This is a genomic window from Peristeroidobacter soli, assembly GCF_004138485.1.
GTDB lineage: Bacteria > Pseudomonadota > Gammaproteobacteria > Steroidobacterales > Steroidobacteraceae > Steroidobacter > Steroidobacter soli.
On record NZ_RYEV01000003.1, the window covers coordinates 132,351 to 146,190 of the forward strand.

At 61.9% G+C, this 13,840-nt stretch carries 12 protein-coding genes; 4 read left to right on the top strand and 8 right to left on the bottom strand.

Annotated features, from left to right (window positions below; translation table 11 throughout):
• Positions 1–20: 20 nt before the first annotated feature.
• The 7 genes from EKO19_RS09385 to EKO19_RS09415 form a co-directional block, all read right to left on the bottom strand.
• Positions 21–3,131: an efflux RND transporter permease subunit gene (locus EKO19_RS09385; RefSeq protein WP_129776173.1), complete on the bottom strand. Its 3,111-nt coding sequence runs from the start codon at positions 3,129–3,131 to the stop codon at positions 21–23.
• A 3-nt stretch (positions 3,132–3,134) separates the two neighbouring features.
• On the bottom strand, positions 3,135–4,205 hold the full coding sequence (locus EKO19_RS09390) for an efflux RND transporter periplasmic adaptor subunit (protein ID WP_129776174.1): 1,071 nt from the start codon (positions 4,203–4,205) through the stop codon (positions 3,135–3,137).
• A gap of 2 nt (positions 4,206–4,207) precedes the next feature.
• Positions 4,208–5,623: a TolC family protein gene (locus EKO19_RS09395; protein ID WP_129776175.1), complete on the bottom strand. Its 1,416-nt coding sequence runs from the start codon at positions 5,621–5,623 to the stop codon at positions 4,208–4,210.
• A gap of 91 nt (positions 5,624–5,714) precedes the next feature.
• On the bottom strand, positions 5,715–6,374 hold the full coding sequence (locus tag EKO19_RS09400) for a TetR/AcrR family transcriptional regulator (RefSeq protein WP_129776176.1): 660 nt from the start codon (positions 6,372–6,374) through the stop codon (positions 5,715–5,717).
• A 51-nt stretch (positions 6,375–6,425) separates the two neighbouring features.
• Complete coding sequence (locus EKO19_RS09405; protein ID WP_129776177.1) at positions 6,426–8,228, bottom strand: DAK2 domain-containing protein; 1,803 nt, start codon at positions 8,226–8,228, stop codon at positions 6,426–6,428.
• Between the two features lie 47 nt (positions 8,229–8,275).
• The gene (locus EKO19_RS09410; RefSeq protein ID WP_129776178.1) at positions 8,276–9,100 is read right to left on the bottom strand and encodes a general secretion pathway protein GspB; all 825 of its coding nucleotides are present in this window, start codon (positions 9,098–9,100) and stop codon (positions 8,276–8,278) included.
• Positions 9,100–10,749: an ExeA family protein gene (locus tag EKO19_RS09415; protein ID WP_129776179.1), complete on the bottom strand. Its 1,650-nt coding sequence runs from the start codon at positions 10,747–10,749 to the stop codon at positions 9,100–9,102. Before EKO19_RS09415 ends, EKO19_RS09410 begins: the two co-directional genes overlap by 1 nt.
• Positions 10,750–10,995: 246 nt before the next feature.
• Here EKO19_RS09415 and EKO19_RS09420 point away from each other — a divergent pair, with 246 nt between their 5' ends.
• The 4 genes from EKO19_RS09420 to EKO19_RS39790 all read left to right on the top strand — a co-directional run bounded on the left by EKO19_RS09420 (position 10,996) and on the right by EKO19_RS39790 (position 13,341).
• Positions 10,996–11,922: an ABC transporter ATP-binding protein gene (locus EKO19_RS09420; RefSeq protein WP_129776180.1), complete on the top strand. Its 927-nt coding sequence runs from the start codon at positions 10,996–10,998 to the stop codon at positions 11,920–11,922.
• Entirely contained in the window at positions 11,915–12,739 is an 825-nt protein-coding gene (locus tag EKO19_RS09425; protein ID WP_129776181.1) for an ABC transporter permease, read from the top strand. The genes EKO19_RS09420 and EKO19_RS09425 overlap by 8 nt, the downstream gene beginning before the upstream one ends.
• Positions 12,740–12,884: 145 nt before the next feature.
• The gene (locus EKO19_RS09430; protein WP_129776182.1) at positions 12,885–13,148 is read left to right on the top strand and encodes a hypothetical protein; all 264 of its coding nucleotides are present in this window, start codon (positions 12,885–12,887) and stop codon (positions 13,146–13,148) included.
• 25 nt (positions 13,149–13,173) lie between these two features.
• Positions 13,174–13,341 carry an SEC-C metal-binding domain-containing protein gene (locus tag EKO19_RS39790; protein WP_407676642.1) on the top strand — a complete coding sequence of 56 codons (168 nt, stop codon included), beginning with the start codon at positions 13,174–13,176 and terminating at the stop codon, positions 13,339–13,341.
• Positions 13,342–13,354: 13 nt separating this feature from the next.
• Here EKO19_RS39790 and EKO19_RS09435 read toward each other — a convergent pair whose 3' ends face one another.
• Positions 13,355–13,816 carry an AraC family transcriptional regulator gene (locus tag EKO19_RS09435; protein WP_157995189.1) on the bottom strand — a complete coding sequence of 154 codons (462 nt, stop codon included), beginning with the start codon at positions 13,814–13,816 and terminating at the stop codon, positions 13,355–13,357.
• Between the last annotated feature and the right edge of the window lie 24 nt (positions 13,817–13,840).

Consider the following 13,840-nt stretch of genomic DNA (forward strand, 5'->3'; position numbering starts at 1 on the left):
TGGGGGTTCCGAGGAATTACTTAAGGCGTCGCCGGAGAGATCTGTCCCGGCGCAGTGGCATGAGCGGCCGCGGACGATGCGGTCGTCTTCCTCACCTCGATCGCCGGCGGAATCAGTTTGTACATCACCGGCGTGACGACTCGTGCGATCAGTGTCGACGAGATCAGGCCGCCGATGATGACCCACGCCAGCGGCGAGTACATGCCCGCGTTCTGCAACGCCAGCGGCAACAGACCGCCGATCGCAGTCGCGCTGGTCAACAGAATCGGCAGGAAGCGAATCTCACCGGCGCGCTCGATGGCTTCATCCAGCGGCATGCCATCCGCTCTCAACTGGTTGGTGAAATCGACCAGCAGGATCGAGTTCTTGGTTTCGATGCCAATCAGCGCAATGAAGCCGATGGTCGCCGTGAACGAGATGCTGTAACCGGCCAGGCCCAGCGCCAGGATGCCGCCGGCGATACCGAAGGGCACGACGCTCAGCACGATCAGCGTGCTCTTGAAACTGCCGAACTCCAGCACCAGCACCGCGACGATGCCGAGCAGCGCCACGATCGTCGCAGCCTGCAAGCCGCCGAAACTTTCCGCGCGACTCTCCAGCTCGCCGCCCGGCACGTAGGAATATCCGCGCGGCCACTGCATTTGATCGAGTCGGCTCAACACTTCGGTCGTTACGCGATCGGTGTTGTAGCCGTTTTGAACTTCCGCATTGATCGTCACTGCCCGTGAACGGTTGTAGCGATCGATCTGAGTCGGCGCAGCGGCGAATTCCACTTGAGCGAGCTGGCTCAGCGGCAGCGTCGCTCCGCTCAGCGTCGTCACACGCACCTGATCGAGCGCGTGAATGTCGGCGCGCTCGGTGATCGGTGCGCGAACCATGATGTCGTACTGCTCGCCGTCGGTTTCCTTGTAGCGGCTCGCCGGAATTCCTGCGACCGCCAGTCGTACGGCACGATCGAACTCGATCGCCGGCACGCCAAACAATGCCGCCTTCTGCGAGTCGATCTTCAGCTGCAAGTTGGTGCGCTTGATGCGCACGGGATTCTCGACATCGCGCGTGCCCGGCGTCTCCTTGATCACTTGCTCGACCTTGCCCGCCAGCCGATCCAACTCGTCGAGCTCCGGTCCGACGACCCGAATCGCAATCGGCGCCGTGATCGGCGGACCGTTCTGGAACTCCTTCACATAGATGTGCGCGTTCGGATACTGCTTCAGCTCGCGACGCAGAGTCTCCAGTTTCTTGGGTGTGTCGCTGGTGTCGTACGATTTCAGCTTGACGAAGATGTCGCCGTAGTTGCTGGCGCCTTCGTTGCCGAACTCGTTGTAATAGATCTTCGGGTTGCCATGACCGAGGTTCGTGAAATACGACGCGACTTCGGGCAGCGCGGTCAAGCGCTGTTCGACGAACTTCAGCGCGCGATCGGTCTCGGCCAGGCTGCTGCCGTCAGGGGTCTCCACCGTCACGATGAAGTTTGGCGTATCCGCTTTCGGAAACAGACTGAAGCCGATGATGCCGCCCACGCCAATCATGATCACGAAACACGCCGCGAGCGAGCCCCACACGGTCAACTTCGGTTTGGTCAAGGCCCGATGCAACAGCGGCTGATAGAACCGGTGAATGCCACGTTGCACGGACTGCAGCAGTCGATTGCCTTCCGCTTTCTCGTGCTTGCTGAGAATGCGGCTGGCGAGGAAGGGGATGATGGTCAGTGCAATCAGCAACGATGCAAGCACCGTCGAAAGTACCGCCGTCGGCAGCACGCGAATGAATTTGCCGGACGGGCCGGACAGCATCATCAACGGCAGGAAGGCGAAGATGATCGTAGCCGTACAGCCGAGGATCGCCAGGAAGATCTGACGCGTCGCCAGGATTGCCGCCTGCGTGCGCGAATGGCCCTCGCGCAGGAAGCGTGAGATGTTTTCAACGACGACGATGGAGTCGTCCACGAGCAGGCCGAGCGCGACGACGAAGCCGGCGATCGAAATCTGATTCAGCGAGTAACCCACCATGTGCAGCGTGGACACGCCGATGGCCAGCGACAGCGGAATGGAGATCATCACGATGCTGGCAGCACGCAGGCCGAGCGGCAGCAATGTGATGGCGACCAGCGCGATCGCGATGGCGAAGTCGGTGGTCAGCCGATTCAAGCGTGTCGCGACGTTGTCCGATTGATCGAAGCCCAGTTCCAGCTTGATGCGCTTGGGCAGTTGCTGCTCGAATTTCTTCGAAGCTTCCAGGATACGCTTGCGGACCTCGAAGATGTTGTAGCCGTCTTTCTGATTGGCGGTGACGAACACAGCGCGCTGGCCGTTGAAGCGGCCCAGGTACGTATGTTCCTGCGTATCCCAGTTCACTTCGGCGACATCGCGAATACGCACGGTGCGGCCGTCGATGGCGGCGACGACGGTGTCGCGCACTTCGTCCAATGATTCGTAGCTGCCCGAAGTCTTGACGCTGAAGCTGCGGCTGCCCACATCGATCGCGCCGCCGGGTACCGTCGTGTTCTCGCTCTGCAGAGCTTCGATCACCCTGCTGGGTGCGAGCCGCAGCTCGGCCATGCGAGGCAGATCGAGCGCCACGCGCAGCTCGCGAGCGGGATAGGCCCACGTTTCGGCGGTGCGGACGCCGTCGACGGCTTTCAACATGTCTTTGAGATCGCGCGCCTGATCTTCCAGCTCGCGATACGGCGCATCCGGCGACACCAGCGCGAACTGCACAATGTTCACCAGCCCCGGATTGCTCTTCTTGATTTCCAGTCGCGCGATTTCGGCCGGCAGCGTGGGGCGCAGCGCGTTGATCTCTCGCACCACCTCGTCGTATTTCTTTTCGGCATCGGCCGTGCTGTAGAACTCGGCGACCATCGTGGCCAGGCCATCGTTGCTGAACGACTCGATCTTCTTGATGTCGTCCAGCTCACTGATCCGATCCTCGATGGGTTTGACGACCAGGCGTTCGACATCCCGAGGTTCGGCGCCGGGGTACGCGACGATGATCTGATAGATCGGGATCGGGAAGTACGGGTCTTCCTGTCGCGGAATGCTCATGAACGAGGAGATGCCGAGCGCCACCAGCATGGCGAACGCGACCAGCGTGAACTGGTAGCGCTTGATGGGGAATTCCAGGAAGCTCATGGGCTACTCCCGGTTCGCCGTCAGAGGCTCGGCGAGGGCCACTTCCTCGCCGTCTTCCAGATATTGCGCGCCGTCGGTGATGACTTGCTCGCCAGCCTTCAGGCCGGTGTCGAGCGCGACGGTCTCGCCTTCGATGAAGGCCACATTGACCTCGCGACGACGGGCGTGATTCTGTTCGAGCACGAACACGCGGGCGGTGCGGCCGTCTCCCTCGACAATAGCGCCGATGGGAACGTAGATACGCTCGCCGGCTTTGGCGGTCGACGGAATGATGGTGAGCTTCGCGACCAGGCCGCTCTTCAACGGCAGATCGATCGGATCCAACGAAACTTCGATGCCGAACATGCCGCTGCCCGTATCGGAGGCGCCGGATACTTCAGTGACTTTGCCGGCCAATGTCTTGCCGGGCAGGGCATCGAGGCGAATCTGCGCTTCGTCGCCCAACTTCACTTGCACGATTTCGCGATCGGCCAGGCCGGTGCGCACGATAAAACCTTTGTCCTTCGAGCCGAGCACCAGGATGGGATTGCCGGCCTGGACCAGCTCGCGCTCTTCAGCGAGGCGACGCAGAACGGTGCCGTCGTGAGGCGCAACGATGGCGGCATAACTCCAGTTGAACCTGGCCGAGTTCAAAGCCGCTTCATTGACTGCGAGCTGTGTGCGCAGATCCTGCAGCTGTTCGAGGCTGATGACTTTGTCCGCATACAAACGCTCGCCGCGCTCGAGATCACGACGCGCCTTCTCATGAGCCTGCGCCGCTTGCTCGACCTGAGCATCGATTTCCGTCTGCTCGATCTCGGCGAGCTTCTGACCTTTGCGCACTTGCTCGCCCTCGGTCACCGACAACCGGCGAATGACACCGCCCACTTTGAACGACAGGCGAATCTCGTCTTCGTTGGCAAGCAAGCCGTTGGTGCGAATAGTGGGCGCCGCCGGACCGACAACCGCCGGTGCCGTGCGAACTCGTGCAAGCTCGACCGGCGGTGGATCGTCAGCGTTGCTGTTGCAGCCCGCGATGGCCAGCAAGCTGGCGGACAGCAGCAGCGGAGGTAGAACACTGAACAGGCGCGGCATGATCAGACTCCTGGATCGAGCGGGATTTCACCCGTCGAGGTCGCATATTCCAGCTCGGCGCGGCGCGCGAGCACGTTGAAGCGGGTGAGGTTGTGATTCAGCTCGGCGCTGGTGAGCGCGCTGCGGGCGTCGATGAATTCGACCTGGCTGATCACCCCTTCGTCACGTTTGCGGCTGGCAATACGGAAGGCCGCGCGCGCCGCTTCCGCTCGAGCCGCGGCGGTTGCCAGCGAATCCCGCGCGGTGGTGAGCCGATCGTAAGACTGTTGCACTTCGAGCCGGATCTGTTGCGCGATCTCTTCCTGTCGCAACACGAGTTGTTTCTCGGCGGAGCGTGCTTGATGAACGCGCGCAGTGTCGCCGCCGCCATCGAAGATGCGCCAGCTGAAGATGAGCGACGCCGTGCCGAAGTTATAGCCGTCGCCGAAACGATAGTCCTCGCCCTGTGTGCCCGCATCCACGCCGAGCGACAAGGTCGGCCATTTCTGCTTTCGAGCAATCCGCACCTGCTCTTCGCTCGCGCGTCGCAACTGTTCGTTCTGTGCGATCTCCGGACGACGATTCAGCGCCGTCGACCACAGCTGCTCGAGCGCGGCTTCGCTGCCGGTAGCGTTGTTGGGAGGCGAGGTGGGCTCGATCGACGACTGCAGCTGTCGATTGAGCAGGAAGTTGAAAAAGCTCTGCGCCTGAGTGGCCAGATTCTGGGTGTCGCGCTTCTGTTGTTCGACTTCCAGCAGCTCGGCCTTGGCTCGCAGCACCAGGTCTTCGGTGATCTTGCCGTTACCGAACAACGATTCGTTGACGCGCAGATTCTCTTGTAACAAGGCTTCGCTGGCGGCAACGATCTCGACCGAGCTGCGCGCTTTCAGCCAATCCACGTACGCGACGGTGATGTCGCGACGGAGTGCGCGCGCAATCGCCATTCGATTGAAGCTGCTCGCGTCCAGCAACGCACGCTGAGCGCGGACGGCTGCGGGAATTGCAGGCGCATATAACGGCTGACGCAACAGCACTCGCGTATCCTGTTCTTCGGTGCGCAGGAACGGAATGCTCTGATCCGCCACTTGCGGGAAACGCGCCGGCTGGCCTTGCGCCACCAGCATCTCGTTCAAGGTCGAGTAAACCGGATTGAGTGCGGAGCCCATCGGAATATCGATGACCCGGCCGCCCTCGGCGCGGGTATAGCGAGCTTCGAAAGAAAGCTCGGGGAAGAATCGGGCGCGCGCCTCCGCGAGGGCCCCTGCCGCCTTTTCTACTTCGAGATGCTGGCTCTGCAGGGCGAGGTTGCTGCGCAAGCCTTCGGCCACATAGTTGGCGACGACCGAATCGAAGTCACCGCCGCCCGCTGGCGCTTGCGCCCCAGCGCCGGTCGCGCTCAGGCACAGGCCGATCATCGCCAGAAGAGGTGGCGCTCGCATGCTCGATCCCTTTCGTGGCGCTCCGTCATCGATTGCCACAACTGTTCAGTCGTTAGACAAGTGTCAAAAATGGCTCAAATAAAAACCAGCGTTAACCGGCCAACGACCGCCCCGTACCGGCCAATGTGTAGCGAATCATCGCGATGGCTTGCTGGGTCAGCTGCGGCACCGTGATGCCGGACTCCGCCAGCGGGCCGGCCTTGGTAATCGCAATCTGGGTCAACCCGTGCGTAAAACCCCACAGCACCCGGGAAGTGACTTGCAGGTCGCCGAGGTCGGCGCGGATGCTTCCATCGCGTTGCCCGGCTGCCAGCGAAGCCACCACCACACCGTGAACCTTCAGGCCCATCTGGAACGCGGCGGCTTCATGCGACCCCTCTACCGGCGTGCCGGTCGCACGCTGTTCCAGGCGCGAGCAAGCATCGAAATAATGGGGAAATTCCATGCCGAACGCCATGTACGCCCGCCCTATGGCTTCGATCTGATCGAGGCCGATGCGAGTGCGCGCACTGGCCTCTTCGAAGCGTGAGTGAAGTGTTTCCATCGCCCGACCGGTGATCGCCAGCAGCAGTTCGCCCTTGTCCTTGAAGTACACGTATACCAGAGCTCGACTTAGGCGAGCCTTACGTGCCACGCCGTCCATGGTGACGGCTTCCCAACCGGTCTCCCGGTACAGGCCCTCGGCCGCGTCGACGATTTCATTGCGTCGGCGGTCTTTCTCTTCCTGGCGGCGGTCGGCGATATAGGACATGGGCGCATGGTGCGCCAGTATTTGACACAGTGTCAATGACTAAATCGATGTCTAAGAATGGGTTGGCTGAACGCCCACCACGAGGGTCCCCGGGCCGCCGTGGGCGGTAAGGGTGCTGCCGACCGGCATCACGAAAGCGCTTTCTATACAAGGATGCGCGCGCCGCAGTTGTTCGAGCAGGTCGTGCGCATCGGCCTCTGCATTCGCATGACCGATGCCGACGCGATAGGACCGGCCCCTATGCATGCGCCGGGTGATGAAGCGGATCAATTTGGCCCGCCGATTGCGTCGGCCGAACAGCATGCCGGCGGGCGCGACGCGGCCGTCCGTGTGACTGGCGAGCACAGGCGACAGGCCCAACGCGTTCGCGATGGATTTCACCGCAGGCTTCACGCGGCCACCACGAACGGCGTATTCGAGTGAGCCGATCAACGCGTACGTGCGCGTCAGAGGAATCATCTTGCGAACGGCGGCAACGATGTATGCGGCGTCGAAACCCTTCGCGGCCAACTCAGCGGCGTAGATCGCGAGCAGGCCCTGACCGATCGATGCATTGCCTGAGTCGAGCACTTCAATGGTGCTCGCACTTTGCACTCGCTCTGCCGCGGATTGCGCGGTGTTGTGCGTGCCGCTGACCTTCCCTGTGACATTGATCGAAACGATCGCGTCGAAATGCGAGGCGAGGAATTCGAACTGACGACGAAAGTCGCCGGCCGGCGGCTGCGATGTCTTGGGATGTTTCGGATTGCGAACCAGCTCGGCCAGGAATTCCTCGGGCGACAGACCGACCTTATCCAGATAACTCTGCTCGCCGAATTGAATGCGCAGGGGCACGACGTGAATGCCGAGCTGATCGAGCAGGTCATCCGGAATGTCAGCGACTGAGTCCGTCACAACGGCAACGCGGCGCTGGCGGGCATGCGCCGCCTGTTGCTGGCGCTGCATGTCGTCGGCCTTCTGACCGGTCACTTCACCGAACGAGCCGGCGATGCGAAACACCTCGGCCGGCTCGTTGACGTGGATGTGAACTTTCGATTTGCGCGTCGTTCCCGCCAGCACCAGCGACGAACCGAGCGCGGCGAGTTGCTCGCGCAGCTTGCGACGATCGATGGTTGCATTCGTGATCGTGCACTCGGTGCAGAAGCGGTGAGACAGGTCGTGCGTTTCCCCAGCGGCCGCTTCATGTTCCGCCGCAGTGATGGCGACCTCAGCAGGTTCCGCATCGACATCACGATGCAAATGTTCCGCCATGCCTTCGAGCAAATCGACAAAGCCCTGCGCTCCGGCATCGACGACCCGAGCGGCGCGTAATTCCTCGAGCTGATCCGACGTCCGCTGAAGCGAGGTGCGAGCTTTGAGGAGTGCTTGCGAGAACAGGCCGAGGTAGTCATGCAAGCCCGTGGCGGCGAGCCGCGCGGTTTCGGCGGCGAAGTCGGTGATCACAGTGAGCACTGTGCCTTCGCGCGGTTCGGACAAACTATCGCGAGCGTAGGTCGCGCCGGTGGTTACTGCTGTCGCGAATTGCGCAGTCGATAACGCGGCGTGTGATGCGGCGCTGTCGCCCATCCCTAGAAAGAACTGCGCCAGGATCGCACCGGAGTTGCCGCGAGCGCCATCGAGTGCCGCGTCGGCTGCGCGAGTGAGTGTGCTGCCGGCATGGTCATCCGCGCCTCGACGGAGGCTCGCGAGCACGGCGCCCATGGTGAGTGCCATGTTGGTCCCGGTGTCGCCATCGGGGACGGGAAACACGTTGATCCGATTCAAATGCTCCTGATCGGCGAGCAGGCGTTGAATGCCGGCGCGGAGCAGGCGACTGAGGCGGGCGCCGTTCAGCGTATGAACTGGGGCAGGCATGACAAGTCCGTTCGCCCTTCATGCCCGCGAAGATTCACAGGCGTTGGTTATTGTCTTGGCAGCAGGAACCGCAAGCCGCGCTGGTTGAGAATCACGCCCTCGGGAGTAATCCGCTCCACGGTCGGGCCTTCTTTGAGCACTTCGCCTTCCAGGTACTTTTTCATGTTCACGAACACGAAGCGCTCGCTGGGCTTCTGCGAGTTCACGTGAATGTCCAGATGCAGGTCGGGCAGGTTGGTGCCGCTCGACGCCAGATCCTCGAGCGTCGGCAATGTTTCATTACCGACCAGCGCGCCACTGCCCGCAGCGGGCGCATTCGCGGCCTGTTTCGCTTCAAACACTGCGCCCGACGGCAGCGGAGCGACCGAAGGCGCTTGAATCTGACGAACCATCGGCGGGCCTTCGGGCACAGCCGCTGCGCTGGACAGATGTGAGTTCGCCGGATCCTCCGGATAACCCTCGCCGTAGCCGCTGGCTTCGTCCGCGAGCGAGCGCACTGACGGATCGGTCGGCACAGTCTGTTGATAGCTCTGCTGCTGCGGACGCTGCTGTTGCTGTTGATACTGATATTGGTACTGCTGCGCCGGTGCAGGCTGCGCGTTGTAATTCTGCTGAGGCACAGCTTGTGGCGGCGGCGCGCTTGGCACGGGAGCCGGTGCCGCTTGAGCTGACTGCGGCGACTTCGCGTCGCCATTGCGAAGCAGGACGACCAGCAACACCCCCAGATTCACGACCAGCAGCGCTGCCACCGCAACGACCCACCACGGCCGCTCGTTACTGCGCCGGACCGCTCGCACATCGGCCAGTGAAGGGCCGGTATTGCGTTGACGCTCGTTCTCGGATTTTTTCAGGGCATCGAGAATGAAGCTCATCAGCTCGTTCCCCGAGCCTGCGCCACCAGCACCGGCGTGCCGGGCGCGTTGCCGAGCGCGTCCAGCACGATCTGAGTCTGCACGCCGGCGATGCCGTCGACGTTCAAGCGATACTGGCGCTGAAAGTCCTCGACCATTTTCACCAGGTCCTCATCGTAGTAATCGCTGGCCGGCGCGCCTTCAGGCTTGCCGGCGACAGTATTGAGCTTGGTGCGCAGCCAGCGCACGCCGTCGCCCTGCATGCCGGCCGACAGCGGACGCGCCGAGCCGAGTTGCGGCCGCCACATCACCAGATAATCGCCGTACCAGAGTCGTGACAACGAGGCGATCGACACCATCCTGGTTTCATCCGGCAAGTTGATCTTGGCGGTGTCGCCCACCAGTCCGGAGACCACGACCTGATGCGCGTTACTGTCCTCGTCGATCAGGGTCAGGATCGCGGGACGATTCAAAGTGCGCAGCTGGCCCCAGGTGCCTTGCTGATAAACGCACGAAAGACCTTGTTTGCTCGCCTGGTCGCACGGCCGGCCACCCTTCGGCGTGAACTTCGCGCCCCACAGAGCGAACAGCTGACTGAACGCGCTCTCGGTATTGGTCATGCCGACCTTTTCCACCAGGACTTCGGCGACATCTTGAGGACGCGGCGGCGGAGGCGGCAGAGCCGGTTCGGCTTGCGCGAGCTGTACCGGCGCCGGTTCGACGACAGCTGGCGCAGGCGCTGCGGCGACAGGTTCGGCGTCGGTCGTTCGAGTGAGTTGCCAGATGCCGAGCGTCAGGCCCAGCACGGCGATGCTGCCCGCCGAGCCGACCAGCAACTTCATCCACGGCGGATTGAACGAGCGACCATACACTTCGCTGGCCGCCTCACGAATCATTCCCGGCCCGATACGATGTTGTTCCTGCGTGAACGCGCCGAGCAGCGCGCGATCGCAAATCACATTGATGATGCGAGGCACGCCGCCGCTCAGTCGATGCACTTCGCGCAAGGCCGCGTTGCTGAAGATCTCACCTTGAGCGCCCGCGACTTTGAGTCGGTGATTCACATACGACGCTGTCTCGCTTCGAGACAGCGGTGCGAGGTGATACCGGCCGGTGATGCGCTGAGCGAGCTGACGCAACTCGACGCGATCCAACAATTCGCGCAGTTCGGGCTGGCCGATCAGGATGATCTGCAGCAGCTTCTTGGACGCGGTTTCGAGATTGGTCAACAGACGCACTTGCTCGAGCGTCGCCGGCATCAGGTTCTGCGCCTCGTCGACGATCACCACGATGCGGCGGCCCTTGGCATTGGCTTCGAGCAGCCGACGATTCAACAGATCCACCAGATCCTTGATGCTGGTGGCGTCCTCGTCGCGCATGAAGATGCCCAGCTCTTCGCAGATCGTCAGGACAAACTCAACCGGCGTCAATTGAGGGTTGAGGATGACCGCCACGTCGGCATGGCCCGGCATGCGCTCCAGCAGCGAGCGCACGATGGTGGTCTTGCCGGTACCGACTTCGCCCGTCAGCTGAATGAAGCCGCCGGCCTCGGTGATGCCGTACAAAAGATGCGCGAGCGCCTCCGCATGCCGCTCGCTCATGAAGAGGTAGCGCGGGTCGGGGGTGATCGCGAAGGGCTTCTCGCCCAGGCCAAAAAAGCTCGTGTACATGCTGAGTTGCGTTAGCGCAAGGCCGTCATGATGCGCCCTGAAATCGTGCCGTCAAGCCACCTGTGACAGCGAAAATCCGCCCGCTGTCGGCCCACCGACACGTCGGTCATTCCAGCAGTTCGTTGCAGGCACGACATTGGTGACCGTGCCTGCCTTGCTGGCGCGGGTCCGGCCCGATACCCTTCGCAGCCACTTTTCCCACTCCGATCAATGTCATCGCCACCCTGTACGGGGGCTGAAGGCGCCATGCAAGCACTGACCTTCGAGCAGCTCACAAAGACCTACAAGAACGGCGTTCAGGCGCTCAAGGGGATCGACCTGGCCGTCGAGGAAGGGGATTTCTTCGCACTGCTGGGGCCCAATGGCGCCGGCAAGACCACCGCCATCGGCATCGTCACCTCATTGGTCAACAAGACCAGCGGCAAAGTTCGGGTGTTCGGCCACGACATCGACACCGAGCTGGCGGTGGCCAAGTCCTGCATCGGCCTGGTGCCCCAGGAAATCAACTTTAACCAATTTGAAACAGTCACCACGATTCTGCTGAACCAGGCGGGGTTCTATGGCATTCCCCGGCAGCTGGCCGCCCAGCGCCTGGAAAAATATCTGACCGCACTGCAGTTGTGGGAAAAGCGGAACGCGGTGTCGCGCACCCTGTCCGGCGGCATGAAGCGCCGTTTGATGATCGCCCGCGCCCTCATGCATGAGCCGCGCTTGCTGATCCTCGACGAGCCCACCGCCGGCGTGGATATCGAAGTCCGTCGCACCATGTGGACGTTCATGCGCGACATCAACGCCGCCGGCACGACCATCATCCTGACCACGCACTATCTCGAAGAAGCCGAGAACCTGTGCCGCCACGTCGCCATCATCGACAAGGGGCGCATCATCGAGAACGACCGCATGAGCCGCGTGCTGCGCAAACTGCAGACCGAGGTGTTCGTGTTCAACCTGCGCAATCCCATCAGTGCGCCGCCGGTGTTGCCGGGCTACGCGGTCAGCATGCCGGACGATCATTCCCTGGAGATCGAAGTCTCCAAGGATCAAAGTCTGAACGACATTTTCTCGCGCTTGTCCGCCTCCGGCATGGAAGTGCTGTCGATGCGCAACAAGACCAACCGGCTGGAAGAGCTGTTCATGCGGCTGGTGAATCAGAAAGAGGCCGCCCATGGATAACGCCGTAGATCGCTCATCGCTGGCTGCCGCGGTGAAAGAACCCGCGCTGTTGAAGACGAACATCGTCGGGTTCAACACCATCGTCATTCGCGAGTTCAGCCGGATCATTCGCATCTGGGGCCAGACCATCGTCCCGCCGGCGATCACCGCGACACTGTACTTCATCATCTTCGGCAGCCTGATCGGCGGCCGCATCGGCGACATGGGCGGCTACACGTACATTCAGTACATCGCGCCCGGTTTGATCATGATGTCGGTGATCACGAACTCGTACGGCAACGTCGTGTCGTCGTTCTTCGGGGCGAAGTTCGGCAAGCACATCGAAGAGCTGCTGGTGTCGCCGTTGCCCAGCTGGCTGATCGTGGCGGGCTATGTGGTCGGTGGCATGGTCCGCGGCATCATCGTCGGCGGTGTGGTCACCGCGATCACGCTGATCTTCACGCACATGAAGATTCACAGCATCACGGTGGTGCTCTCGGCGGTGCTGCTCAGCTCCATCGTGTTCGCACTGGCCGGCATGATCAACGCCATCTTCGCCAAGAACTTCGATCAGATCTCGTTCATCCCGACCTTCGTACTGACGCCGCTGACTTATCTGGGCGGCGTGTTCTATACCATCAAGCTGCTGCCCGGCTGGGCGCAGGGTATCTCGCATGGCAATCCCATTCTTTATATGGTGAACGCGTTCCGCTACGGCTTCCTGGGCGTGTCCGATGTGAACGTGGGGCTGGCCTACACCATCATGATCGGCGCCGCAGTCGTTTTGTATATCGCCTGCGTATGGCTGCTGCACCGGGGCGTCGGCACGCGCGAGTAACTGAACGCCACCTCATCGGCAGTGGTATTGCTCGTAGGGCACTGAACTTTTCCTGCGCGGGGAAGTACGCATTGTTGAGCCGCCGGGCCGGCGGCTTAGCTATGTCGACTGGAAGTCTCCACTCGCCGCAGTCGCCGGGAAGCCCGTGGCCAATGAAGCTGAATATCAGCGCGGTCCATTCGGCGTGCTATTCGCCTGGCTCGGCCTGTTCGCCGGCGCCTCCATGGGCGCGGAGACGAAAGGCATTCTCACGACTGTGATCTGCGCGGCCATCATGGCCGTCGTCGGCTTCTACATCGGGCGCCTGAGCGATACGTTGATCGCCTGGCTGGCGTTCATCTTCGTCGCGGTGGTTGAGTTGCTCGTCAACGATTCGGTACGGCACGCGTTGGTGGGCGTATTCAGTTGACGTCGCTTCAGCAACGAGCTGCAAGATGGCTTACCATTCCGCGTGGCCGCGTTCGCGCAACGACCCCTGCCCATGCGGCTCCTGGAGGTCGTTTCAAGAAGTGCTGCATGCTCACCGGCCAGTACGATGGCTCAGACCGGCACTACTACCGACGCTAGCTATCCGTCCCATTCAACCGAGGTGCCCGCCGTAAGGCGGGCGTCCTCTCACTTCAATGGCAAATACACATCCGTGATCATCTCGTCTTCCTGGACGTTGGGTCCGACGTTCACGTAGTGGAAGAAGATCGGGAAATCAGCCAGCTGCTCACCACTGGCCGGTAACCACTCCCGATAGAGATAAACCGCCGCGGAGTTGTGACGTCGAGAGCCGAGGTGGCGGGCGACGGCGCAGCGGTTCGCGGGAATGATTTTGGCGAGGATGCCTTGAAGGTTTGGCTCGACGGGCAGGTCGTAGGTCACGCAGAAATCGACCCGATGGTCTGCCGGAGTCACCGTTTGTGGGTCGGTGTAGTGCACGCCGTAAGTGCGATGATTTGCGGGCGAGAGGCGGTGTTGAATGCGCCACTCGATCAGCTTCTGCGACGTTTCATACTCGAGCGCCGGCGGGCCGCGATGCTCGGCGACGGCGACCCGGGTCTCGGGGAATTGAACGATCCGGACTTCCACGAACAACTCCAGCAATGATCAGTT

Coding starts and splice junctions, on each gene's coding strand:
- EKO19_RS09385 (WP_129776173.1), bottom strand. CDS start 3,131: ATGAGCTTCCTGGAATTCCCCATCAAGCGCTACCAGTTCACGCTGGTC.
- EKO19_RS09390 (WP_129776174.1), bottom strand. CDS start 4,205: ATGCCGCGCCTGTTCAGTGTTCTACCTCCGCTGCTGCTGTCCGCCAGC.
- EKO19_RS09395 (WP_129776175.1), bottom strand. CDS start 5,623: ATGCGAGCGCCACCTCTTCTGGCGATGATCGGCCTGTGCCTGAGCGCG.
- EKO19_RS09400 (WP_129776176.1), bottom strand. CDS start 6,374: ATGTCCTATATCGCCGACCGCCGCCAGGAAGAGAAAGACCGCCGACGC.
- EKO19_RS09405 (WP_129776177.1), bottom strand. CDS start 8,228: ATGCCTGCCCCAGTTCATACGCTGAACGGCGCCCGCCTCAGTCGCCTG.
- EKO19_RS09410 (WP_129776178.1), bottom strand. CDS start 9,100: ATGAGCTTCATTCTCGATGCCCTGAAAAAATCCGAGAACGAGCGTCAA.
- EKO19_RS09415 (WP_129776179.1), bottom strand. CDS start 10,749: ATGTACACGAGCTTTTTTGGCCTGGGCGAGAAGCCCTTCGCGATCACC.
- EKO19_RS09420 (WP_129776180.1), top strand. CDS start 10,996: ATGCAAGCACTGACCTTCGAGCAGCTCACAAAGACCTACAAGAACGGC.
- EKO19_RS09425 (WP_129776181.1), top strand. CDS start 11,915: ATGGATAACGCCGTAGATCGCTCATCGCTGGCTGCCGCGGTGAAAGAA.
- EKO19_RS39790 (WP_407676642.1), top strand. CDS start 13,174: ATGGCTTACCATTCCGCGTGGCCGCGTTCGCGCAACGACCCCTGCCCA.